At 62.7% G+C, this 22677-nt stretch carries 17 protein-coding genes; 8 read left to right on the top strand and 9 right to left on the bottom strand.

The window, feature by feature from the left end; translation table 11 throughout:
- Nucleotides 1-383: 383 nt before the first annotated feature.
- Nucleotides 384-605 carry a hypothetical protein gene (locus PRZ01_RS09255; RefSeq protein ID WP_273596496.1) on the top strand — a complete coding sequence of 74 codons (222 nt, stop codon included), beginning with the start codon at nucleotides 384-386 and terminating at the stop codon, nucleotides 603-605.
- Between the two features lie 94 nt (nucleotides 606-699).
- Here the strand turns inward: PRZ01_RS09255 and PRZ01_RS09250 are convergent, their stop codons facing one another.
- From PRZ01_RS09250 to PRZ01_RS09240, 3 genes are read right to left on the bottom strand one after another with little or no spacing between them, the layout of a single operon-like run.
- Complete coding sequence (locus tag PRZ01_RS09250) at nucleotides 700-2112, bottom strand: efflux transporter outer membrane subunit (RefSeq protein ID WP_273596495.1); 1413 nt, start codon at nucleotides 2110-2112, stop codon at nucleotides 700-702.
- Nucleotides 2113-2114: 2 nt separating this feature from the next.
- Entirely contained in the window at nucleotides 2115-5273 is a 3159-nt protein-coding gene (locus PRZ01_RS09245; protein WP_273596494.1) for an efflux RND transporter permease subunit, read from the bottom strand.
- Nucleotides 5274-5285: 12 nt separating this feature from the next.
- Nucleotides 5286-6512 carry an efflux RND transporter periplasmic adaptor subunit gene (locus PRZ01_RS09240; protein ID WP_409993830.1) on the bottom strand — a complete coding sequence of 409 codons (1227 nt, stop codon included), beginning with the start codon at nucleotides 6510-6512 and terminating at the stop codon, nucleotides 5286-5288.
- A gap of 218 nt (nucleotides 6513-6730) precedes the next feature.
- On the opposite strand from PRZ01_RS09240, the gene PRZ01_RS09235 reads away from it, so the two are divergent.
- Nucleotides 6731-7459 (top strand): TetR family transcriptional regulator, encoded by a 729-nt coding sequence (locus PRZ01_RS09235; protein WP_273596492.1) that lies wholly within the window; start codon nucleotides 6731-6733, stop codon nucleotides 7457-7459.
- 232 nt (nucleotides 7460-7691) lie between these two features.
- Nucleotides 7692-10088: a YgiQ family radical SAM protein gene (locus PRZ01_RS09230; protein ID WP_273596491.1), complete on the top strand. Its 2397-nt coding sequence runs from the start codon at nucleotides 7692-7694 to the stop codon at nucleotides 10086-10088.
- A gap of 39 nt (nucleotides 10089-10127) precedes the next feature.
- Here PRZ01_RS09230 and PRZ01_RS09225 read toward each other — a convergent pair whose 3' ends face one another.
- Both PRZ01_RS09225 and PRZ01_RS09220 read right to left on the bottom strand, forming a co-directional pair.
- Nucleotides 10128-10385 (bottom strand): hypothetical protein, encoded by a 258-nt coding sequence (locus PRZ01_RS09225; protein ID WP_273596490.1) that lies wholly within the window; start codon nucleotides 10383-10385, stop codon nucleotides 10128-10130.
- A 2-nt stretch (nucleotides 10386-10387) separates the two neighbouring features.
- The gene (locus tag PRZ01_RS09220; RefSeq protein ID WP_273596489.1) at nucleotides 10388-10813 is read right to left on the bottom strand and encodes a phage holin family protein; all 426 of its coding nucleotides are present in this window, start codon (nucleotides 10811-10813) and stop codon (nucleotides 10388-10390) included.
- Between the two features lie 186 nt (nucleotides 10814-10999).
- On the opposite strand from PRZ01_RS09220, the gene PRZ01_RS09215 reads away from it, so the two are divergent.
- Entirely contained in the window at nucleotides 11000-13246 is a 2247-nt protein-coding gene (locus PRZ01_RS09215) for a putative bifunctional diguanylate cyclase/phosphodiesterase (RefSeq protein WP_273596488.1), read from the top strand.
- Between the two features lie 60 nt (nucleotides 13247-13306).
- Here PRZ01_RS09215 and PRZ01_RS09210 read toward each other — a convergent pair whose 3' ends face one another.
- Entirely contained in the window at nucleotides 13307-13618 is a 312-nt protein-coding gene (locus tag PRZ01_RS09210) for a DUF883 family protein (RefSeq protein ID WP_273596487.1), read from the bottom strand.
- A 142-nt stretch (nucleotides 13619-13760) separates the two neighbouring features.
- A complete protein-coding gene (ald, locus tag PRZ01_RS09205) occupies nucleotides 13761-14876 on the bottom strand; it encodes an alanine dehydrogenase (protein WP_273596646.1) in 1116 nt (371 codons plus the stop codon).
- A gap of 213 nt (nucleotides 14877-15089) precedes the next feature.
- Between ald and PRZ01_RS09200 the strand changes: the two genes are divergently transcribed.
- The 4 genes from PRZ01_RS09200 (at nucleotide 15090) to PRZ01_RS09185 (ending at nucleotide 19656) form a co-directional block, all read left to right on the top strand.
- Nucleotides 15090-16313: a 6-phosphofructokinase gene (locus PRZ01_RS09200; RefSeq protein WP_273596486.1), complete on the top strand. Its 1224-nt coding sequence runs from the start codon at nucleotides 15090-15092 to the stop codon at nucleotides 16311-16313.
- 130 nt (nucleotides 16314-16443) lie between these two features.
- The gene (locus PRZ01_RS09195; RefSeq protein ID WP_273596485.1) at nucleotides 16444-16917 is read left to right on the top strand and encodes a FecR family protein; all 474 of its coding nucleotides are present in this window, start codon (nucleotides 16444-16446) and stop codon (nucleotides 16915-16917) included.
- 53 nt (nucleotides 16918-16970) lie between these two features.
- Nucleotides 16971-17534 (top strand): OmpA family protein, encoded by a 564-nt coding sequence (locus PRZ01_RS09190; protein ID WP_273596484.1) that lies wholly within the window; start codon nucleotides 16971-16973, stop codon nucleotides 17532-17534.
- A gap of 10 nt (nucleotides 17535-17544) precedes the next feature.
- Nucleotides 17545-19656 carry a CHASE2 domain-containing protein gene (locus tag PRZ01_RS09185; protein ID WP_273596483.1) on the top strand — a complete coding sequence of 704 codons (2112 nt, stop codon included), beginning with the start codon at nucleotides 17545-17547 and terminating at the stop codon, nucleotides 19654-19656.
- Nucleotides 19657-19690: 34 nt separating this feature from the next.
- Here the strand turns inward: PRZ01_RS09185 and PRZ01_RS09180 are convergent, their stop codons facing one another.
- Nucleotides 19691-20602: a hydroxymethylglutaryl-CoA lyase gene (locus PRZ01_RS09180; protein ID WP_273596482.1), complete on the bottom strand. Its 912-nt coding sequence runs from the start codon at nucleotides 20600-20602 to the stop codon at nucleotides 19691-19693.
- 18 nt (nucleotides 20603-20620) lie between these two features.
- A complete protein-coding gene (locus PRZ01_RS09175; RefSeq protein ID WP_273596481.1) occupies nucleotides 20621-22633 on the bottom strand; it encodes an acetyl/propionyl/methylcrotonyl-CoA carboxylase subunit alpha in 2013 nt (670 codons plus the stop codon).
- Between the last annotated feature and the right edge of the window lie 44 nt (nucleotides 22634-22677).

The following is a 22677-nucleotide window of genomic DNA, read 5'->3' as shown; positions in this document are numbered from 1 at the left end:
CAACCCGCCCACACTTGACGCGTGAGCGCCAAGTTGAAGTCAAAGGCACCCTTCACCGGGTGCTTTGTTTTTACTCTGTGCCCTGCCAAGACCAAAAGAATCAAAGGCTGACACAGAACTCCTGAAAGGCCAGGGCATCTCAAGCCCGCCTTGTCCGTTTGAGGCCTCGAAGACTCACGGACCGCTACACGCGCCATCGCGTAGTATTTTTCCCTTCGCCATTCGCACCGCAACGCGTCCATTTCTGACGCAAGCCCGTCACGGCTTGACTCGCACCCCATCGCCTGCACATGCATTCAATGCATGCCTCATGGCCATGCGTCGCCATTCCAGCCCGACCCGTTTGCCCAGTCCTCGTGTAACGGTGCACACCTCCTTGAATCATGCAAAACAAAACAAGCATCGAGGTGGGCAAATATCTTGTCTCACCGATCATCAAAGCTCAAGACGACGGCAGTTTTGCCGCCTCTGTCTCTATCCGTTCCGGCCGCGGTTCGGCCAGCCACGACCGGGTGATGCGCTTCACCAAGCGCTTCCACACCCAACGTGCCGCCGTGCGTTACGCCACCGCCGAAGGCCTGGCCTGGATCCACGCCGTGCACTGAACGGCGTTGTACCTGCCATAAAAAAGGCGCCCGGTGCGGTGCACGGGCGCCTTTGAAAAGAAACTGGGGCCGACTTGAACGGCCCCTTTTTTCGTCAACCTTTCTTAGGCACCTCAACTCCACCGCCCAGCGCCTTGTAAAGGTTCACGCCATTGAGCAAGGCGGCCAGGCGCAGTTGCACCAGGGTTTGTTCCGCCGCAAAGCTGGAGCGCTGTGCGTCAAGCAACTCCAAGCTGTTGGATGCGCCATTGTTGTAGCGCAACTCGGTCAGCTTGAGCCGCTCGGCCTCAGCCCGGGTCTGCGCACCCTGCGCCTGCAATTGCTCGCCGTAGGTGGCGCGCCCTGCCAAGCCGTCTGACACCTCACGGAAGGCGGTTTGCACCGCCTTTTCATACTGGGCCAGCGCAATGCCCTGCGCCGCCTTGGCGGAGTCGAGATTGGCTTGGTTGCGGCCTGCGTCAAAGATCGGCATCAAGGCCTGCCCAGTGAGGGTCCAGACCGAGTTCTTGAACAATTCCGACAGCGCCGAACTGGCCGTGCCGTAATTGGTAGTCAGCAGGATGCTCGGGAAAAACGCGGCCCGGGCGGCGCCGATATTCGCATTGGCGGCCATCAACAAGGCTTCCGCTTGCAAGACATCCGGGCGCGTCGCCAACACCTCGGACGGTACGCCTGCTGGCACATCGGCCAGCGACTGTGCCGCCAAGCCGCGTCCCGCCGGCAAATCCGCCGGCAAAGGCTGGCCAACCAGCAAGGTCAGCGCATTGTTGTCTTGCGCCACGTTGCGTTTGGCCTGCGCCAAGCTGGCCAGGGTCGCCGCGTAGGCCGACTCAGCCGCGCGCAGGTCCAGCCCGGAGGCGGCACCGCCGTCGAACTTCAACTGCGTCAGGCGTAAAGATTCCACACGGCTGGCCAAGGTGTCTTGCGTGAGCTTGAGCATCTCGCTATCGGCCACCCAAGCCAGATAAGCCGAGGCCACACCCGAAACCAGGCTGATCTGCGCCGCGCGGCTGCCTTCACTGCTGGCCAGATAACGTGCGCCGGCCGCGTCGCTCAGGTTCTTCAAACGGCCCCACAAATCGACCTCGTAGGACGAAACTTGCAAGCCGGCCTGATAGCTGCTGACATTGTTGCCCGCACTGTTGGGCGAGCGCGAGCCCTGCAGCCCCAGATTGATTGTCGGCCACCGATTCGCATCAGTGGCGCCCGCCAACGCCCGCGCCTGCTCGACATTGAGCACCGCCACACGCATGTCGCGGTTGTTGGCCAAGGCCAGGCGAATCAGTTCGGCCAAGCGGGCGTCGCTGCCGTAAAAACGCTGCCAAGACAACTCGGCGGCGGGGGTTCCTGTACCGGTCACCGCCACATCCGAGGCTGGCCAAGCCTGCGCCACGGGCGCGGCGGGCCGCTCGTTATTGGGCGCCAAGGCACCGCAAGCACTCAACATCACGCCAGCAGCCAGAGCCACGCCAGTACGAACCCAGGAAGATTTTTGAAGTTTCATCATTTTCAGTGCTCCTCGGCTTGAGGGGCGGGCGCGGCGTGACCAATCTTCGCGCCATGGCCTTTGGCGGGCGCCTTGAAAATCCGCCGTACCACATAGAAGAACACCGGCACGAACAACACCGCCAACACGGTGGCCGTCAACATGCCCGACAGCACGCCCGTACCAATGGCGCGTTGGCTCGCCGAGCCCGCGCCGCTAGCAAAGTACAGCGGCACCACACCCAGGATGAAGGCCATTGAGGTCATGATGATGGGGCGGAAGCGCAGATGACAAGCCTCCAGGATGGCTTCAAGCAAGCCTTTGCCCTCGGCCTGCAGATCCTTGGCGAACTCGATGATCAAAATCGCGTTCTTGGCTGACAGGCCGATCACCGTGATCAGGCCCACCTTGAAGTACACGTCGTTGGGCAAACCGCGGAAGGTCATGCCCAGCAACGCGCCCAAAATACCCAGCGGTACCACCAGCAGCACCGACAGCGGGATCGACCAGCTCTCGTACAGGGCCGCCAAGCACAAGAACACCGCCAGCAGCGAGAACATCAGCAGCACCATGGCTTGCGAGCCGGAGAGCTTTTCTTCGCGCGACAGGCCGGTCCATTCGTAGCCAATGCCGGCAGGCAATTGCTGGGTCATTTGCTCCAGCGCCTTCATCACGTCACCGGTCGAAGCGCCAGGGGCGGCATCGCCGGCCAGACGCATCGCGGGATAACCGTTATACCGGACGGCCTGTGTCTGGCCGGTAATCCAGTGCGTGCTGGCAAATGCCGAGAGCGGCACGTTCTTGCCCTGCGCGTTGACGGCGTTCAAACGCAAAATGTCTTCCGGCATCATGCGCGCTGCCGCGTCGGCCTGCACCATCACACGCTGCAGGCGCCCACTGTTGGGGAAGTCATTCACGTAGGCGGAACCCAGCGAAGTGCTGATCACCGCGGAGACTGCGTCGTAGCTCACGCCCAGGGCATTCGCCTTGTCGCGGTCCACGTCGATCTGCAGCTGGGGCGAGTCTTCCAGGCCGTCGGGCCGCATACCCACAATCAGCTTGTTCTGGCTGGCCATGCCCATCAGCTGATTGCGCGCATTCAGCAAAGCCGCGTGGCCCAGATTGGCACGGTCTTGCAGGCGCAGCGAAAAGCCGGTGGCATTGCCCAACTCAGGAATGGGTGGTGGGCTCAGCGGATAGATGAAGGCATCACGCACCTGCATCATCATGGCGCCGAAGGCCCGGCCGGCCAGCGCGCTGGCGCTGTGCGCGGCGCCGGCACGTTCTTCCCAAGGCTTGAGGGGGACGAACACCAGCGCGGCATTCTGACCCTGGCCCGAGAAGGAGTAACCGATCACACCCACGGTGGACTCCACCTCAGGCTGTTTGAGCATGAAGTCTTCCACATGCTTGACGGCGTCTTCGGTCCGGTTGGCGGTAGCGCCCGGCGGCAACTGCACATTGACGATCAAATAACCCTGATCTTCATTGGGCAGGAAGGAGGTGGGCATGCGCACATACAACCAACCCACGGCCAGCAAAATCACGCCGTAAACCACCAGCATGCGTCCGCTGCGGCGCAGCAGCTTGGCGACCCAGCCTTCATAGCCTTTGGCGGTGCGTGAGAAACCCCGGTTGAACCAACCGAAGAAGCCTCTCTTTTCATGGTGGTGCCCCGCCTCGACGGGCTTGAGCAGGGTCGCGCACAGGGCCGGTGTCAGGGTCAACGCCATCAGCGCCGACAGCAGCATCGACGCCACCATGGCCAGCGAAAACTGGCGATAGATATTACCCACCGAACCTGCGAAAAAGGCCATGGGCACGAACACCGACACCAGCACCACGGTGATGCCGATGATGGCGCCGGAGATTTGCGTCATCGCTTTGCGCGTGGCCTCCAAGGGCGACAAGCCCTCTTCAGACATGATGCGCTCGACGTTCTCCACCACCACGATCGCATCGTCCACCAGAATACCGATGGCCAGCACCATGCCAAACAAGGTCAGCACATTGATCGAGAAGCCCAAGGCCAGCATGGCACCAAACGTACCCAGCAAGGCGATCGGCACCACCAGCGTCGGGATCAGCGTGTAGCGCCAGTTCTGCAAGAACAGGAACATCACCAGGAACACCAACACGATGGCTTCCACCAAGGTCTCGACAACCTGGCTGATCGACACCTTGACGAACTTCGAGGAGTCGTAGGGCACGGCATACACCACGCCTTCGGGGAAGTACTTCTGCAACTCAGCCATGCGGTTCTTCACCGCCGTGGCTGCCGCCAAGGCATTGCCGCTGGGCGCCAGCTGAATGCCGATGCCGGTGGCCGGCTTGCCGTTCAGACGCGAGTAGGTGCCGTAGCTCTGCCCGCCCAGCTCAATACGGGCGACGTCTTTCAGACGCACCGTGGAGCCGTCGGTATTGGCCCGCAGCACGATGTTCTCAAACTGGCGCGCATTCTCCAGCTGGCCATTCACCACCACGGTGGCGGACATGGTCTGGCTGCTCAGATTGGGCAGATCACCGATCACACCACCGGGCGTGAGGGCGTTCTGCGCGCGAATCGCAGCGTTCACATCAGCCGCGCCCAGGCTGTAGCTCAGGAGCTTGGCGGGGTCCAGCCAGATGCGCATGGCATGTTCACTGCCGAACAACTGTGCCTGCCCAATGCCGGGAATGCGTTGCAACTCAGGAATGATCGCGCGTGCGGCGTAATCGCCCAAGGCGACCGGGCTCTTCGAGCCGTCTTTGCTCGACAAGGTCACGAACAGCAAGAAGTTGTTCTGCGCCTTGTCCACGCGCACGCCTTGCTGCGTCACTGCCGAGGGCAGGCGCGGCGTGGCACGCGAGAGCCGGTTCTGCACATCAACCTGCGCCAGGTCGATATTGGTACCCGGCTCGAAGGTCACGGTGATCGAACCCGTGCCATTGGCCTGCGACACCGACTCCATATAAGCCAGGCCGGTGGCGCCGTTCATCTCCTGCTCGATCACGGAGATCACGCTTTCGTCCAGCGTCTTGGCTGAAGCGCCCGGGTAAGCCACGTTGAGCACCAGCGACGGGGGCGCGACCTTGGGGTACTGCGACACCGGCAGCACGGTAACTGCCACCGCGCCAAACACCAGGATGAAAAGTGCAATGACCCACGCAAAAATGGGCCGATCAATAAAGAATCTTGACATGAGCAGCCCCTTTTAGTGGGCAGAGCCGCTGGCGGCTGCGGACGCAGGCGCTGCGGCCGGCGCTGCCGAACCCGGCTGCCAAGGCACCGGAGTCACCGGCGAACCGGGCACGAACATCTTCTGGAAGCCATCAGCAATCACTTGTTCGCCCGGCTTCAAGCCATCCAGCACCACCCACTGGTTGCCCTGCGCCTGGTCGATCTTGACCTTGCGCTGCATCGGTTTGTTGTCAGCGCCCACCACCAGCACGCTGTCACCCTGGTTGCCGCGCGTCACAGCCTGTTGCGGCAGCAAGATGCCCGAGGGCAATTCGCCCTGGCTCAGGCGCACCCGTACATATTGGCCCGGTAGCAGCTGGTTGTTGGGGTTAGGAACTTCAGCCCGCAACGTCACCTGACCCGAACTGGCGTCCACCGACAAATCGGTGAACAAAAGCTTGCCCGGCTTGGAAAACTCGGTGCCGTCGTCCAGCACGATGCGCACTTGCGCCGCCTGTTGGCCGTCCACACCGCGCAGCTTGCCGGCGCTCATCGCGCGGCGCAATTGCTGGACTTCATTGGCGCTTTGGGTGAAGTTGACGTAGACGCTGCTGGTCTGCTGGATCAAGGCCAGCTGCGTCGCTTCGGACGCGCTGACCAACGCGCCTTCAGTCACCAGGGCGCGGCCAATACGGCCGGCAATCGGTGCCGTCACGGCGGCATAGTCCAAGTTCAGCTTGGCGCTTTGCACAGCAGCCTTGGCTGCGGCCACATCGGCCTCAGCCGACTTCGCCGTCGCCACCGAAGTGATGTACTCCTGCTGGCTGATGGCCTTGCCTTCTGCCAAGGGCTTGTTGCGCTCCGCTTGCGCGCCAGCCTGAGCCAAATTGGCCTGCGCCTTGACCAGGCTGGCCTGCGCGCTGTCCAGTGCGGCTTGATAAGGAGCGGGGTCGATCTGGAACAAAGGCTGACCGGCGCGCACTTCGGCACCCTCGGTGAACAAGCGCTTGAGCACCACACCATTGACCCGTGCCCGCACCTGCGCCGTGCGCAGGGCTTCAACGCGGCCCGGCAACTCCGTCTGCAAGGCCACGGCCTGCATCGTTGCGGTGACCACGCCCACCTGCGGGGGCGGCATGCCGCCGGCACCGCCAGCAGCAGCGGCCTTGTCAGCACCGCCGCAGCCGCTCAGCGCTGCCACCACGGCAATCGCCAAGGGCAACAAGTAAAGCGCACGTGCGCCGGTCCCCAAACGGGGCATTGAGGAGGTTTGTTGATAGTTCATGAGGGGCGGGCTGTTGGGGCAGGACATAGACAATTCGTGAACGAACGGCTTGACATCGCGCATCTTGCGACACATCAATCAGTAACCGAAAGACTAAGCGGGGTTTAAACGTGGGATGTCCGCGTTTATACCAGGGTCCGTAGTATATACATACATTCGCGAATGTATGTAATCCAGCGTAAAATAGGGTCATCATGGCCAGAAAAACCAAACAAGAAGCACTTGAGACCCGCATGGGCATCCTGGACGCGGCGGAACAACTGTTCCAGCAGCACGGGGTGTCTCGCAGCTCTTTGCAAGACATTGCGGTCGCCGCCGGCGTCACGCGGGGTGCGATCTATTGGCACTTCAAGGACAAGGCCGAGGTGTTCAACGCCATGATGGAGCGCGCCACCATGCCGCTCGAGGAGGGGCTGAGCCTCGCTCCCGATGACACTTCGGCCACCCCAAGCGCCAAGAACAAATTGCCGCCCGGCATATCGCTGACAGAGTTGCGCTGGGGCTTGGTGAACGTGTTCCATGCGGCCATGCACAACGAGCGTGCCCGCTGCGTGTTTGAAATCGCCATGCAAAAAGTGGAGTACACCGGCGAGATGCAGACGCTGCGGGAGCGGAAACTGACCTCCCATCGCCAATGGCGAGACCAGAACCAAAGCGCCTTCGAGCGGGCCAAGGCACAAGGCCAGTTGCCCGCCAGCCTGGACACCCGAACGGCGGCCGTGACCCTGGTCGCACTGGTGGATGGCTTTCTGCACCAATGGATCATGGACCCGGAGGCCTTTGATCTGGTCGCCGTTGGGCGCACCGCCGTCGAAACCTATCTGACCGCTCTGAGTCTCACCGGCAAGCCGCTGCTGCCGCCTATGACAGCGGAAGAACTGGCGCGCCTGGGCCAAGGCAATGTGTGTCCGAGCACCCGATGACCCAGTGACCCGGCCGGCCGCGCGGCCGAGGCCCGCGACGAACTGAGGCCGCCAAGCGCTGTCAATCCGCGAAATCGGCACAAAGCCCGCCGCCAAGTCCCCCTAAGCCCCTGAAATCCATAGGCTTTGTACGGGTTTGACCCAGGACAAGGGACAATCACCCCCTCCCCCAAATCTAGAGCGTGATCTGGCTGGCCCCTGCCCGCCTGATCCTTTGCCGCGCCAGTTCAGCATGTCAGCCCAAAAAACCAACGCCAAATCCACCCCAGTTGCCAAGGCACTGACCGCCTATCGGCCGTTCTGGGCAAAGCGCTTTGGTCACGCCCCCTTCCTGCCCATGAGCCGGGCCGAGATGGAGCAATTGGGCTGGGACTCGTGCGACATCATCATCGTCACCGGTGACGCCTATGTCGATCACCCTAGCTTCGGCATGGCCGTGATTGGTCGCACGCTGGAGGCCCAGGGGTTTCGCGTGGGCATCATTGCGCAGCCGGACTGGCAGAGCGCAGACCCCTTCAAGGTGCTGGGCAAACCCAATCTGTTCTTTGGCATTGCGGCCGGCAATATGGACTCCATGATCAACCGGTACACCGCCGACCGGAAGATCCGCAGCGACGACGCCTACACACCCGGCGGCGAAGGCGGCCGGCGGCCCGACCGCGCCACGCTGGTCTACACCCAGCGCTGCAAAGAGGCCTGGAGCGATGTGCCCATCGTCATCGGCGGCATCGAAGCGTCCCTGCGCCGCATCGCCCATTACGACTACTGGCAAGACAAGGTGCGCCGCTCCGTGCTGGTTGACGCCAAGGCCGACCTGCTGGTGTACGGTAACGCCGAGCGTGCCATTGTTGAAATCGCACATCGCCTGGCGGCCCGCAAGCCCATCGAGAGCATCACCGATGTGCGCGGCACCGCCTTCATGCGCCGAACCAACGACCCAACAGCAGACGGATGGTTTGAGATCGACTCCTCGCAGGTGGACCTGCCCGGCCGCGTCGACGCCCACATCAGCCCGTACCAAACGATTGAGCAAACCGCTGAAGACAAGGCTGCAGGCTGCGTGACAGGTCAAGTCAAGGTGCCTCATGCCGATGGCAGCCAGCCCATCACGATTCATCGAACCAGCACCGCAGCCGCAGCGCCCTTGGCGGGCAAGATCCAGATGCCGCCGCGCGAGCGCACCGTCATTCGCCTGCCCGCCTATGAACAGGTCAAGAGCGACCCTGTCCTCTACGCCCATGCCAACCGGGTGCTGCATCTGGAAACCAATCCGGGCAATGCACGCGCCTTGGTGCAGCGCCACGGCGACCGCGATGTGTGGATCAACCCGCCACCGATTCCGCTGTCGACGCCGGAGATGGACCACGTCTTCGACCTCAACTACGCCCGCGCTCCGCATCCCGTGTATGCAGATGAAACAGGCAGTCACGAAGGCAGCACCAAGATCCCCGCATGGGAGATGATCCGCTTCAGCGTGAACATCATGCGCGGCTGTTTTGGCGGCTGCACCTTCTGCTCGATCACCGAGCATGAGGGGCGCATCATCCAGAGCCGCAGCGAAGACTCCGTCATTCGCGAAATCGAAGAAATGCGTGACAAGGTCAAGGGCTTCACCGGCATCATCTCCGACCTGGGTGGCCCGACGGCCAATATGTACCGCATCGGTTGCAAATCACCCGAAATCGAGGCGGCCTGCCGCAAGCCTTCCTGCGTATACCCCGGCATTTGCCAGAACCTGAACACCAGCCACGACCCCTTGATCAAGATGTACCGCCGCGCGCGGGCCTTGAAAGGCGTCAAGAAAATCCTGATCGGCTCTGGCCTGCGCTACGACTTGGCTGTGCAGTCGCCCGAATATGTCAAAGAATTGGTCACCCACCACGTGGGTGGCTACCTGAAGATTGCGCCCGAGCACACCGAAGATGGCCCGTTGAGCAAAATGATGAAGCCGGGCATCGGTACCTATGACCGCTTCAAGAAAATGTTCGACGCCGCCAGCGAGGAAGCCGGCAAGAAGCAGTACCTCATCCCCTACTTCATCGCTGCCCACCCTGGCACCTCTGATGAAGACATGATGAATCTGGCGGTCTGGCTGAAGAGCAACGGCTTTCGTGCCGATCAGGTGCAAACCTTCTACCCCAGCCCCATGGCCTCAGCCACGGCGATGTACCACTCCAGCAAAAATCCGCTGAAAAAAGTCACCCGCGACAGCGAAACCGTGGACATCGTGCGCGGCGACCGGCGCCGGCGGCTGCACAAGGCGTTTTTGCGTTACCACGACGCCAACAACTGGCCAATGTTGCGTGAGGCGCTCAAGACCATGGGCCGCAGCGATTTGATCGGCAATGGCAAGCACCACCTGATTCCCACCTACCAACCCGTCACGGATGGCAGTTATGAGAGTGCGCGCCGCAAAAACTCCACCCCAACCTCGGCGGCGGCGCGTCCCTTGAACAAGCAATTGCACCATCCGTCGCAGTCACGCCCAGCCCCGGGCCAGATCATGACCCAGCATACCGGGCTGCCCCCTCGCGACAACGGGTCTCGCCCCACCGCCGCAGGCGGGGCGCGTCGCCCCGCCTCGGCCAGCCCCGCGAAGCCGGGGCCGGCCAACAAGCGCGGTCGTTGAGCCCTCATTCGCAAATCGCCGCGCTCGTGCGGCCTGCGGCTACTTCGCTTGCCGAACCAGATTGACGACTCGCAGCGCCAGTTGAACAAACGCCAGCCAGCGAGGGCTGCCAAGCCCCTGACTGCGCATATTGCGCATGAGCAGGGCGGCTCCCACGGCGCCGCCGGCCAGTCCCCACCACCCCAAGGGCTGAGACAGGCCGGCCAACTCCGTTCGGATCTGCTCACGTAACTCGATATTTCGCAGGCGCAAGGCCAATTGCTGCTGCCTGAGGTTTTGGAGTTCTTGCTTGAACATAGTCAGGCTCCCATTGCTTCACGGTCTCGCGCCAACTCAGCCACCGAACCGGCAAAGGCACCGCCCGGCTGACTCAGGCCACGGCGCGCGCAAGCCCAGCACCACCAAGCCAATGCTCCGTGGACCAGCGCCAGCCCTAACGCGACAGACCAACGCCATGCATCCGGGCACAGCAGCAATAGGCTGAGTGTCAGCAAGCCCAGCGCGGCGACACCCAACAGCAGAGCCATCAAGGCCTGAGCCACTGAAGAAAACAGGCGCAGTTTTTCAGCCTCAAGCTCGATTGAAAATAGTTCCAACCGAACTTGCAACAACTCCATGCCCTGCAAACCCACGCGGCGCAGGCCGCTGAACAACCCCGAGCCCTCGATGGACGCAGCGTCCGAGGCTGCCGCCGGGCCTGCAGGCCTTTCTTGCTCATCTGTCATGCCAATTCCCCCATCACCCAATCAACACACCCGCATTGCAATCGAACGGGAAACCTCGAAAACTTTACAACCTTCTGTAAAACTGTTGCGATGTTTCCCCTCCAAAGGTATGCGAGCATGGCGAGGGTGCTCAGAATCGAATACCCTTGCGCTTATTGTCAATCTATCGGCTGGAGCATAGCCCCCATGCAAGAGACAAACAGTCCGATTCACTCTGACGAACAGGGTGACGACGATTTGCTGGAATTCCTAGATGGCCCGGAACCGGGAGAGCAAGAAGGCGGCTCGTCTGCCGCTTCTTGGCGCATCCTCATTGTCGATGACGACAGCGACGTTCACAAAGCCACCGAATTGGCCATGCAGGGCCTGCAGGTCGAAGGTCAATCGCTGACCTTTCTGCACGCCAGGTCTGCTGCGGAAGCACGTTATGTGCTCGCGCACGAAGGCGACTTGGCCGTTGTTTTGCTCGACGTAGTGATGGAAACCGAAGACTCCGGCCTTCAATTGGTGCGCTACATCCGCGACGAATTGCGGCTGGACTCCATCCGCATCGTGTTGCGCACTGGCCAGCCCGGTTACGCGCCCGAGATTGAAACAGTACAAGCCTATGACATCAACGACTACAAGACCAAGTCTGAACTGACCCGCACCCGGCTGTACACGGTGCTGACAGCGGCAATTCGCTCCTACCGCCAGATCTGCGCGCTGGAGGCCAATCGCCGTGGCCTTGAAATGATCGTCGAGGCCAGCACCGAATTGAGCCGCCTGCGGGGCCTCCACCGTTTCTCTGAAGGGGTGGTCACGCAGATTTGCGCCATGTTGGGTATCTTGCCCGAAGGCTTGGTCTGCGCCCAGGTCGGCTCTGAGGCTCTCTCGGATGTGCGCATCGTGGCAGCAGCCGGCCAGTACAGCGGGCTGATGGACCTGCCGCTCTCGGCCGTGCCGATTGCCTCCGTACGCAACCCGCTGCAACGCTGCTTGCAGCTGCGCGAGAACATCTACGACAACGGAACTTGCCTGTATTTCGGCCTCTCCAATGGTCGCCCCATGGCCGCCCTGGTGGATGTCGGCCGCACCCTGGGTGAGATGGACCAACGCCTACTGCGGGCTTTTTGCGCCAATATCGCGGTGGGCCTCGAAAATGTAGTGCTCTACAGCCAACTCTTGGATCAGGCCTACAACGACCAACTCCTGCGACTGCCCAACCGCAACCGCTTCGTTGAATTGCTGGACAAGAACCTCAAAGATCCCGATGGCATTACCCTGGCGCTGATCGATATCGACGACTTCTCGGACATCAACGACGCGTTCGGTCACCAATTCGGTGACCAGGTGCTTCAAGCGGTCGTTGTCCGTCTAGGTGAGCGATTAGGTTTGAATACGTCGATGGCTCGCATCGGTGCGGACACCTTCGGCTTGCTCGGCCCCAGTGCGCTGGTTTGCGCGGAGTCGATCAAGGACGTATTCACCGAACAGTTTGCGGTGTCTGGCGAGCGGCTGCAGTTGTCGGCCACCACGGGGCTGGTTCGACTGGAGGACTCGGCGGCGATCGGCTCTGAATTGCTGCTGGACGCCCAAATCGCGCTCAAGCAGGCCAAGCTGCAACACCGGGGCTCCTCGCAATACTTCTCGCCTGCCATGGGAACCGACGCCCGCGAGCGCTTCAAGCTGCTCAAGGGCTTGCGTGCCGGTTTTGAAGAGAACCGCCTGTTCGTGGTCTACCAGCCGCAAGTGGATCTGACCTCGGGCCAGGCGCTGGGAGCGGAAGCCTTGCTGCGCTGGCGCACCGAGGAAGGCAATTTCGTGCCGCCCGACCAGTTCATTCCGCTGGCCGAGAAGTCCGGGCTCATCATCAGCATCGGCGAATTTGTCCTGCGCACTGCCTGCCACCAAACCAAACGCATGCTGGAGCTGGGGTATGCCGATTTCCGCATGTGCGTGAACGTGTCGCTGGCGCAATTCCGCCATCAGGACTTCATCACCACCTTGCTGCGGGCACTGCGCGATACCGGCGTGGACGGCCGCAATATCGAGCTGGAAATCACCGAGTCAATGGCCATGGAAGACACCGAACTGGTGATGCACATCCTGGCCGACATCAAACGCAGCGGCATCACCGTCGCGATCGACGACTTCGGCACCGGTTTTTCATCGCTGAGCCATCTGCGCCAACTCGACGTTGACCGGCTGAAGATCGACCGCGCCTTTGTGCGTGAGGCGCAAAGTTCCTCCGCGGGCTCCACCATTGCACAAATGGTGATCAACCTGGGCCGCGGCCTGGGTCTCACCGTGATTGCTGAAGGCATTGAAACCGAAGAACAGCGTCTGCAATTGCAGGCGCTGGGTTGCCACGAAGGCCAGGGCTATCTATTTGGCCGCCCCATGCCCGCAGAGCAGTTGGAGCGGTGGATGGCGCAAGGAACGCCGCAATAAAACACGCCGAGACGGCCGCCCGAACCGGCCGTCTCACGTGCCCCTTAGGGCATTGGGGTCTCAGCGGCGGCTGATCAACATACCCAGCAGCAAGCCCACTCCTGCCGCCAGCCCGATCGATTGCCAGGGGTTGTCGTGCACATAGGCATCGGTGGCGCGGCCCGCCGCGCGGGCACGCTCAACGGCGGCATCTTGCAGATCAGCCAGGTTGCGCCGGGCCTTGTCCAAGCTGGCCTGCACCTTGGCCCGCAACTCGGATGCCCCCTCGCCGGATGAGCCCGCCGTGGCTCGCAACAGGCTTTCAGCCTCGGCGACGACTGCATGCAGATCATTCATTAAACGGTCTTTTTGAGCAGAATTCATGTCAGACATGGTGGTCACTCCTGTGATCGGTGGGTGGCACCCAGCCTACGTGGCAAGCGGGTGGTGGTCGTTGATCGTAATCAAGTGGGGTCAGAAGGAGAACCCCCACAAGACACGCACCGCCCTGCGCACAGGATGCGATACATCCCACTCAAGCCAGCAAGCGCTCCGCAGGCACATAGGCGTAACCCAGGTCGCGCGCCACGGCCTCGTAGGTCAGCTGCCCTTGCGCCACATTCAGCCCGGCGCGCAGGTGCGGGTTGTCTTTCAGGGCCTGTTTCCAGCCCTTGTCGGCCAGTGCCACCGCGTGAGCGATCGTGGCGTTATTCAACGCGAAGGTCGATGTACGGGCCACCGCGCCCGGCATATTGGCCACACAGTAGTGCACCACGCCGTCCACCATGAAGGTGGGGTCAGCATGGGTCGTGGCATGTGACGTTTCAAAGCACCCCCCTTGGTCGATGGCCACATCCACCACCACCGCGCCTTGCTTCATGCGCGACACCATGGCACGGGTCACCAGCTTGGGCGCAGCGGCGCCGGGGATCAGCACCCCGCCGATCACCAGGTCAGCCGAAAGTACCGCCTCTTCAACGCTCTGCACATTCGAGTACTGGGTGCTGATGCGATTGCCGAACACCAGGTCAAGCTGCCGCAAGCGGTCCACACTCTTGTCCAACACGGTCACGCGGGCGCCCATGCCCACCGCCATCTGCAAGGCATGCGTGCCCACCACGCCGCCCCCCAAAATCACCACATGCGCCGGCGCCACGCCGGGCACGCCGCCCAACAGCACGCCCATGCCGCCCTTGCTCTTTTCAAGGTGCGCGGCACCCGCTTGGATCGACATGCGCCCCGCCACCTCGCTCATGGGGGCCAGCAAGGGCAAGCCGCCCCCCGGGCCGGTGACGGTTTCATAGGCAACGCAAATCGCGCCCGATTTCACCAAGGCAGCGGTTTGCTCGGGATCGGGCGCCAGGTGCAGATAGGTGTAGAGGATTTGCCCCTCGCGCAGCATGGCGCATTCTTGCGGCTGCGGCTCCTTGACCTTGACCACCATATCGGCCTTGGCAAACACGGTCGCAGCGTCAGGCACCAAGGTGGCACCCGCCGCCGCGTAATGTTCATCCAGCAAGCCAATGGCCGCGCCAGCACCCGCCTGCACCAGCACCTGGTGCCCACGCGAGGTGAGCTCACGCACACTGGCGGGCGTCAAGCCCACGCGGTATTCGTGGTTTTTGATTTCCTTGGGGCAACCCACGGTCATAACGTTTGCATTCATCAGTGTCTCCTGGGCCGCTCGGCCTGCTTTATGTTTGACGCCGTCTGCGAATCGCACAAACAGCGCTACGAGTTGTACGGCTGAAGTGTTTGAAAGGGAATCTGCATCAACACGCCTACACATTCATAAGGGAAACTGATGTGATGCAGTCGGGCGCCGCCCGGCACACTCTGCACATTGCCCCTGCAGGAGACGGCCATGACACCCGCAAAAATCCTCGTTGCCCAAGGCGGTGGCCCCACCGCCGTGATCAATCAATCCCTGGTGGGTGTCGTGCTGGAGGCTCGCCGCCAACTCGCCGTTCAAGCGGTGTATGGCGCACGGCATGGCGTGCGCGGTATCGTGGATGAAGACTTCGTCGACCTCGCTCAGGAAACCAGCCACAACCTCGAGCTGGTGGCCAGCACCCCCTCGTCGGCCCTGGGCTCCACCCGTGACAAACCCGACGCCGCCTACTGCCACCGCATCTTCCGCGTGCTGCAGGCGCACGGCATCACGCACTTCTTCTACATCGGCGGCAATGATTCATCTGACACTGTGCGCATCGTCAGCGAAGAGGCCGCTGCCGCCCACTATCCGCTGCGCTGCATCCACATCCCGAAGACCATTGACAACGACTTGGTACTGAGCGATCACACCCCCGGCTTTCCGTCGGCCGCGCGCTTTGTGGCCCAGGCCTTTGCGGGCGCCAATCTCGACAATGCCGCTCTACCCGGCGTCTACCTGGGCGTTGTGATGGGGCGCCATGCCGGTTTTCTCACCGCCGCGTCGGCCTTGGGCAAAAAGTTTCCCGACGACGGCCCGCACCTGATCTATTTACCAGAGCGGGTGTTCGACTTGCAACGCTTTCTCGACGACGTGAAGGCGACGATGCAAAACCACGGCCGCTGCGTCATTGCGGTGTCCGAAGGCATCCACGACGCCTCAGGCCAGCCGATTGCGGCACAGCTGGCCAAAGACCTGGAGCACGACGCCCATGGCAATGTGCAATTGTCCGGAACCGGTGCCCTGGCCGATCTGTTGTGCGAAGAAATCAAGGCGCGCCTGGGCATCAAACGCGTGCGCGGCGACACCCTGGGTTACCTCCAGCGCAGCTTCATCGGTTGCGTGTCTGATGTCGATCAGCGCGAAGCCCGCGAGGTGGGCGAAAAGGCCGTGCAGTTCGCCTTCCACGGCGGGCGAGACGGCTCGGTCGCCATCAAGCGCAGCGGCTACTACTCGGTGGACTACGTGCTGCTGCCGCTCAACGCCGTGGCCGGCAAAACCCGTGTGATGGAGGACGAGTTCATCAGCGCCAGCGGAACCGACGTGACCGATGCCTTTCGCCTGTATCTGCGCCCGCTGCTGGGCTCCGGCTTGCCAGATGCTTTTCGACTGCGCCCCAACCCGGTCGCCAAGATCTTGAACGCCGAAAAGCCCTGAATACAGCATGTCTGCAGCGCAACCCGAGCCCCGCCGCCATTGATTCACCCGTAGATCGGGTCGCTCTTACGCGGGACAAGCACGTCGGGCATAAGGTTTAGACTCACCGGATTCTCTCCAAGCAACTCGCATGATGACCTTCAACCCACGCACCCTGGCGCTGCTGCCACTGCTGGCCAGCTTGGCGCTGGGCCTGCCGACCGCTCACGCGGACGATAACGCCGCCATCGGCCGGATCAAGCGCGTCAGCGGTCAAGTCACGGTCGAGCGAGGTGGCCAATCACTGCCCGTGCAGTCCGGCATGACCCTGCAACAGGGCGATCGGCTGCGCACCGGCGCTGATGGTGCAGCAGGACTCACCCTCAACGATGACAGCCTGCTGACCGCAGGCCCCAACAGCAGTTTGCTGCTGAGTAATTTCAGCTTCAACTCCACGACCTACGAGGGCGCGCTGGAGGTGAACTTATCCAGCGGTAGCCTGCACATGGTCAGCGGCTTGATCGCCAAGAAATCGCCTGAAAAAGTCAGCATCAAAGCCCGCAGCGTGGTGCTGGGTGTGCGCGGCACGGAATTCATCGTCGACGCGCCCGGGGGTGACATTTGATGCGAACGGCCCCATTGCGGAGCTCATTGCGGGCAACCTTAACGGCCGCAGTGTTGGCCGCACTCATCGGCTGCCAAAGTCCGCGTGAACGCATCATCTTGCTGCCCCAGGCTGATGGCCGAAGCAGTGGCGCCGTGCTCGTCACCACCGAGCAAGGGCAAAGCCTTCTGCTGGAGCAAGCCTATGCGCAGGCCGATGCTGCGGCGGGCGCGCTCAAGCCCAGCATGAGCGACGCCGCCACAGTCCAGAAAAACTACGCCACTTTGCTGGTCATGCAACCTGCGCGGCCACGCAGCTTCATCGTCAACTTTCGCAGCAACTCGAATGAATTGACCGCCGAAACAGCGCCCATCGTCAACCAGGTCCGCGAGGCCCTGAATGCGCTACCAGGGGGTGAGTTGGTGGTGATCGGCCACACCGACCGCGTCGGCTCCGCAGAGGCCAACGACAAACTGTCGCTGGTGCGTGCCCAGACCGTGCGCGATCTGCTGGTGCGCCAAGGCATCCCGCGCGAGCGCATCAGCGTCGCGGGTCGCGGTGAACGCGACCCCCTGGTGCCCACGGCCAGCGGGGTGGCCGAAGCACGCAACCGGCGTGTCGAAATCAAACTCCGCTAACGCCGCAGCCTTGACGCCCGCTCGACCGCCACAATCCGCCTCGCCGCGTATGGCGGCGCCCGACGCTTCAAACCCTGGTGGACCAGCGCGGCGCACGCCCTTTCGCAACGTGCGCAGCGCCGTAGTGCTCTGGCTCGCGGCCTTGGTGTGGTGGGTGCTGCTGCTGGCGCACGCCGCACAGCAGATCGATCTGGCCCCGTTGCGTGCGCTCGACCGCTACCTCTATGACGCGCGCCTGGCCCTGTTCTCGCCCGACCAGCAAGACCCGCGCATCGTCATCATCGACATCGATGAACGGGCGCTGGCCGCCCACGGGCGCTGGCCGTGGCGGCGTGGCTTGCTGGCCGAACTGCTGGAGTCCACCTTCCAGGACTATGGCGCGCTGGTCGTGGGCTTGGATTTGATTCTGGCCGAAGCCGACAAAAGCTCCGGCCTGCCGACGCTGGAGAGACTTGCGGCCGGGCCCTTGCAAGGCAACACAGCTTTTGCCCAGCAACTGGCCGCGCTGCGCCCAAGCCTCGATGAAGACGGCCATCTGGCCCAGGTGCTGCAACGCCACCCTGTGGTGCTGGGCTTCTATTTTTCTGACGGAGACGGTTCTGCCCAAACCGCCACCTTGCCCCCGCCCAGCCTTGCAGCCTCCAGCCCAGGCTTGAAGGACTTGCCCGATTGGCAAGGCCACGGCGGCAATCTGGACCGACTGCAAAGCGCGGCTGGGCAGGCGGGTTTTCTCAATGCCGTGGCTGACGAAGATGGCATCACCCGGCGCAGCCTCTTGCTCGCCCGCCAAGGCAGCGCCGTTTTTGCCTCACTGCCGCTGGCTTTGGCGCAAACGCTGCTGAACGCCCCCAAGCTGCAAAGCGTCGAGTCTCCTGCCGGCAATCTGCTGGGGTTGCGGTTGCAAACCCCGCGTGGCCCTTTGCAGCTGAATACCGATGACAGCGCGGGCGCGCTGATCCCCTACCGTGCCGCCGAAGGCGACTACGCGCATTTTTCAGCCGCTGACTTGCTGGACAAAAAGTTGCCACGCCAGGCCTTGCACGGGCGCGTCGTCTTGCTGGGCAGCAGTGCGCCGGGTTTGCTCGACCAGCGTGCCACGCCCCTGCATCCGTCCTACCCAGGCGTTGGGGTTCATGCCAGCATGCTGACGGGCATTCTCGACGGCACGTTAGCGCACACCCCCAGCAACACCGCCTGGATCGAACTCGGCCTTCTGCTACTGACCGGGCTGCCCTTGATGGTGCTTGCGCCCCACTTGTCCACCTGGCGCAATGCCGGCTTGCTGCTGAGCCTGCTGATCGGCCTCTTGAGCCTGAACCTCTGGGCATGGCGCGGCCTGCACGAAGCCTGGCCCCTGGCCAGCCCCCTGGCCTTGTTGGCCGGCATGGCGGGCTTGCTGCTGCTCATTGCCAACGTGGGTGCACGCAGCGCACGGCGCCAGTTGACCCGCTTGTTCGGCCACTACCTGCCGCCCACGTTGGTGGAAGAAATGAGCCACCGGCCCGATCACTACTCCATGGCCAGCCGCAGTGCGGTGCTGAGCGTGATGTTCGCCGACGTCAAAGGCTTCACCGGCATTTCAGAGCACTTGAACCCCACCGCCCTGGCAGAGTTGATGAACGAGTACTTCACCGCCATGGCTGGCATCATCGGCCAGCATCGGGGCACGCTGGACAAATTCATGGGCGACGCCGTGATGGCCTTCTGGGGCGCCCCACTGGCTGACGAGTTACATGCGCGGCACGCCGTCGAAGCCGCGCTGGCCATGCACGCCAGCATGACCGAGTTGAATCGCCGCTTCGCCGCCCGGGGCTGGCCAACCCTGCGCATCAGCATCGGCATCAACACCGGGCCCATGGTGGTGGGTGATCTCGGCTCGCGCCAGCGGCGCGCCTATACCGTGCTGGGCGACTCGGTCAATCTGGCCGCACGCCTGCAGTCTCTCTGCGCCGAGCGGGGTGCAGAGATCCTGATTGGCGAAGCCACGCAAGCCGCCATGGCGGCGAGCACCGCCGACCTGCCACCCATTTGCAGCAGTGTCAGCCTGGGTCAGCAAGCCGTTCGCGGGAGAGCGGCTTCCGTCGAAGTCTTTGAACTGAAACCCGCGCAGTTTCGCAATTAGGTGAATAAGGGACTGAAAGGGCTAAAGGAGATGCTCAAGCCACGCGCTTGGCCAGCAGGGCACGTGCCACGCGCGATACCGGCGCACGCCCCAAAACGCCGGAGATGAAGGCGCCCGCATCCACCAAACGGTCGATGTCCACCCCGGTGTCTATCCCCAAACCGTTCAGCATAAAGACCACGTCCTCGGTGGCCACATTACCCGTAGCCCCCTTGGCGTAGGGGCAGCCGCCCAGGCCCGCCACGCTGGCGTCGAAGGTGTGCACGCCCACCTCCAGGCTGGCGTAGATATTGGCCAGCGCCTGCCCGTAGGTGTCATGAAAATGCCCGCTCACCTCGGCCAGAGGAAAATACCGCAACGCCCGCTCCAGCGCCTGCTGAACACGGCGCGGGGTACCCACGCCGATGGTGTCGGCCACGCCCAGATGATCAACACCGATCGCGCGCATCAAACGCGCCACGCGCTCCACCTCATCCAGACTAACTTCGCCTTGGTACGGACAACCCAACGCACAAGACAATGCCCCGCGCACCTTGATGCCCGCCGCATGCGCGGCCTGCACCACAGGTGCAAAACGCTCGATGCTTTCAGTGATCGAACAGTTGATGTTCTTCTGGCTGAACGCCTCGGACGCCGCGGCGAACACCACCACCTCATGCGGCAGGGCCAGCAAGGCCGCTTCCAACCCCTTCAGATTGGGAGTTAGCACCGAGTAGCGCACATCGGCACGGCGTTCAATCGCCGCCATCACCGCCAGGTTGTCGGCCATTTGTGGCACCCATTTGGGCGAGACAAAGCTGGTGACCTCGATTTCCGTCAAGCCGGCGGCCTGCAACATGGCAACCAGCGCCGCCTTGTGCTCGGTTGAAACAGGGGTCTTCTCGTTCTGCAGGCCATCACGCGGCCCGACTTCGACGAGGGTGACTTTCTGAGGCAAAGCGTTCATAGCACGAGGTTTCCTGCTTCAATCAGCCGTCTTCAAGCGCAGCAGTTCAGCACCATCGCCGACCTGATCACCCACCGCAAACAACAACTCGGCCACCACACCGTCACGCGGCGCGAGGATGGTGTGCTCCATCTTCATCGCCTCCATCACTGCCAGGGGCTGCCCCTGGCTCACGGTGGCGCCCACCTGCGCCAAAAAAGACACCAGCTTGCCGGGCATAGGCGCGGTCAAACGCCCAGCCTCAGCGGCACCATCGCCTGCATGCGCAATCGGGTCAATCTCGGTCACCAAGGCCGAGCCCTGCGGCGCAAACACGGCGATCGTTTCACCCACGGCATAGGTGTTGACCATCACCCGTGATTGACCCAAGTCGGTGCCCAGCAGCAATTCGTGCGTTTCCAAATTTCGGGAGTTGATCGCAAAGGACAAGGTCTGATCGGCCAACTGCAGCTGCATGCCCCCTTGATGATGGCGTGACAAGCCCACCGTCTGGATGTGATCCCCCACCCGCAGGTCAAAGCGCCGCACCGACGCCCCGGAGAGGCGCCAGCCATCTCGGTGGCTCCAGGGGTCAGCGTCCTGCAGGACCGTCTCATGGGCCAGCTTGTGGGCCACCACTGCGGCTGCGGTGATCGCCAACGGCAGGCCGGGTTGGTCAAACAGGGCTGCACGCTCACGCTCGATCAGCGCGGTGTCCAGATCAGCCTGCGCAAAAGAGGCTGTGGCGGCGCAGCGGCGCAGAAAGGCCACATTGGTCTGCAGGCCGACGATATGGGTGTCACGCAAGGCGGCATCCAGGCGGGCCAGGGCTTGCGCCCTGTCCTCGCCCCAAACGATCAGCTTGGCCACCATGGAGTCGTAGAAGGGGCTGATCTCGTCGCCCTCGCCCACACCGGCATCGATGCGCACCGCGCCGCGCTCGAACGTCACGTGTTCGGGCCAGCGCGCCACCTTCAACGCGCCGGTGGCGGGCAAGAAACCGGCCTCGGGGTTCTCCGCGCAGATGCGCGCCTCGATGGCATGGCCCTGCATGCGCAACTCGCTCTGCTTGAGCGGCAGGGGCTGGCCCGCCGCCACGCGCAGCTGCCATTCCACCAAGTCTTGGCCGGTGATGGCTTCCGTCACCGGATGCTCTACCTGCAGCCGGGTGTTCATCTCCATGAAATAGAAGCGGCCCGAGTCAACAAAGTCGTGCTCGCAGATGAACTCCACCGTGCCCGCCCCGCTGTAGCCCACCGCTTTGGCGGCCGCCACGGCCGCTTCACCCATGGCTTGGCGGCGTGCCTCGCTCATGCCGGGCGCGGGGGCTTCTTCAAGCACCTTTTGATGCCGACGCTGCACCGAGCAATCACGCTCAAAGAGGTAAACGCAATCGCCAAAGTTATCGCCGAAGACTTGAATCTCCACATGCCGCGGTCGTTGAACATAGCGTTCAATCAACACGGCATCATCACCGAAACTATTGATAGCCTCGCGCTTGCAGGAGGCCAGCGCCGCGTCAAACTCCTCCGCCGCCAACACCGCCCGCATGCCCTTGCCGCCGCCGCCGGCGCTGGCTTTGATCAGCACCGGGAAGCCGATGCGCTGCGCCTCACGCTTGAGCAGGGCCGCATCCTGATCGGCACCGTGGTAGCCGGGCACCAGGGGCACGCCGGCTTTTTCCATCAAGCGCTTGGATTCGGCCTTGAGGCCCATGGCCAAAATGGCTTGCGCCGAGGGGCCGATGAAGACCAGGCCGTTCTCAGCACAGGCCTTGGCAAAGTCCTCGTTCTCGCTCAAAAAGCCGTAGCCTGGATGCACGGCCTGTGCGCCCGTGGCCTTGGCGGCGTCGATGATGCGCTGCCATTGCAGGTAAGAGTCTTTGGGGGCGGGGCCACCGATCAGCACCGCCTCGTCACAGGCTTGCACATGCTTGGCGCGTGCGTCTGCCTCGGAGTAAACGGCCACGGTTTTGACACCCATGCGGCGGGCGGTGGCGGCAACGCGGCAAGCGATTTCGCCGCGGTTGGCGATCAGAATTTTGGTGAACATTTTGTTTGTCTCCTTCATTAGCCACCGCTGCTGGTCAGCGCACG

Source organism: Roseateles koreensis, assembly GCF_028595305.1.
GTDB classification, from domain to species: domain Bacteria; phylum Pseudomonadota; class Gammaproteobacteria; order Burkholderiales; family Burkholderiaceae_C; genus Paucibacter_A; species Paucibacter_A koreensis.
The sequence above is the reverse complement of the archived record's forward strand: the minus strand, read 5'-3'. Positions and strand labels throughout refer to the sequence as shown.

Bases quoted from the DNA above. Each gene is read 5' to 3' on its own strand.
- PRZ01_RS09195 (WP_273596485.1), top strand. From the start codon at position 16,444: ATGATGACCTTCAACCCACGCACCCTGGCGCTGCTGCCACTGCTGGCC.
- ald (WP_273596646.1), bottom strand. From the start codon at position 14,876: ATGACCGTGGGTTGCCCCAAGGAAATCAAAAACCACGAATACCGCGTG.
- PRZ01_RS09240 (WP_409993830.1), bottom strand. From the start codon at position 6,512: ATGCCCCGTTTGGGGACCGGCGCACGTGCGCTTTACTTGTTGCCCTTG.
- PRZ01_RS09220 (WP_273596489.1), bottom strand. From the start codon at position 10,813: ATGACAGATGAGCAAGAAAGGCCTGCAGGCCCGGCGGCAGCCTCGGAC.
- PRZ01_RS09230 (WP_273596491.1), top strand. From the start codon at position 7,692: ATGTCAGCCCAAAAAACCAACGCCAAATCCACCCCAGTTGCCAAGGCA.
- PRZ01_RS09215 (WP_273596488.1), top strand. From the start codon at position 11,000: ATGCAAGAGACAAACAGTCCGATTCACTCTGACGAACAGGGTGACGAC.
- PRZ01_RS09180 (WP_273596482.1), bottom strand. From the start codon at position 20,602: ATGAACGCTTTGCCTCAGAAAGTCACCCTCGTCGAAGTCGGGCCGCGT.
- PRZ01_RS09175 (WP_273596481.1), bottom strand. From the start codon at position 22,633: ATGTTCACCAAAATTCTGATCGCCAACCGCGGCGAAATCGCTTGCCGC.
- PRZ01_RS09200 (WP_273596486.1), top strand. From the start codon at position 15,090: ATGACACCCGCAAAAATCCTCGTTGCCCAAGGCGGTGGCCCCACCGCC.
- PRZ01_RS09235 (WP_273596492.1), top strand. From the start codon at position 6,731: ATGGCCAGAAAAACCAAACAAGAAGCACTTGAGACCCGCATGGGCATC.
- PRZ01_RS09225 (WP_273596490.1), bottom strand. From the start codon at position 10,385: ATGTTCAAGCAAGAACTCCAAAACCTCAGGCAGCAGCAATTGGCCTTG.
- PRZ01_RS09210 (WP_273596487.1), bottom strand. From the start codon at position 13,618: ATGTCTGACATGAATTCTGCTCAAAAAGACCGTTTAATGAATGATCTG.
- PRZ01_RS09250 (WP_273596495.1), bottom strand. From the start codon at position 2,112: ATGATGAAACTTCAAAAATCTTCCTGGGTTCGTACTGGCGTGGCTCTG.
- PRZ01_RS09245 (WP_273596494.1), bottom strand. From the start codon at position 5,273: ATGTCAAGATTCTTTATTGATCGGCCCATTTTTGCGTGGGTCATTGCA.
- PRZ01_RS09255 (WP_273596496.1), top strand. From the start codon at position 384: ATGCAAAACAAAACAAGCATCGAGGTGGGCAAATATCTTGTCTCACCG.